This is a genomic window from Photobacterium piscicola (assembly GCF_900166965.1).
Classification (GTDB): Bacteria; Pseudomonadota; Gammaproteobacteria; order Enterobacterales; family Vibrionaceae; genus Photobacterium; species Photobacterium piscicola.
Genome location: NZ_FUZI01000064.1, coordinates 1 through 544, shown reverse-complemented (window position 1 = coordinate 544; position 544 = coordinate 1). Strand labels below are relative to the sequence as shown.

Genomic DNA, 544 nt, shown 5'->3' with positions numbered 1-544 from the left:
AAATTGGGTCGTTAGCTCAGTTGGTAGAGCAGTTGACTTTTAATCAATTGGTCGCAGGTTCGAATCCTGCACGACCCACCATCTTCTCCTCGAAGATGTAAAAAATCGGAGGGCGATTAGCTCAGTTGGGAGAGCACCTCCCTTACAAGGAGGGGGTCACTGGTTCGAGCCCGGTATCGCCCACCACTTCTCTTTTAGAGAACTTCTCCTAAAGAAGTAAAACTTTAAGGGGCTATAGCTCAGCTGGGAGAGCGCTTCGCTGGCAGCGAAGAGGTCTGCGGTTCGATCCCGCATAGCTCCACCACTTTATAAATGCATTCGTAAGAGTGTGATTACAAAGTGGTTATCTAATGATAATTGCATGCTCTTTAACAATCTGGAAAGCTGACTAGTAAATTTAATCGAAAGATTAATTTTAAAAATGTTTTTATTCTCTGAATAAAAACGAGTTCTCAAAACATACACATTCAAGTGTCTGTGTTTGCTTTCACTTTTTAAAGTGAAGACAAATAAATGAGTCCGGCGAAAAACCAATGTTTAATAT

The 544-nt window shown here is 41.4% G+C and carries 3 tRNA genes; all 3 read left to right on the top strand.

The window, feature by feature from the left end:
* Window positions 1-5 precede the first annotated feature (5 nt).
* A tRNA-Lys gene (locus CZ809_RS20980) sits at window positions 6-81 on the top strand.
* 29 nt (window positions 82-110) lie between these two features.
* Window positions 111-186, top strand: a tRNA-Val gene (locus CZ809_RS20975).
* Window positions 187-228: 42 nt separating this feature from the next.
* Window positions 229-304 (top strand) — tRNA-Ala (locus CZ809_RS20970).
* Window positions 305-544: the final 240 nt, after the last annotated feature.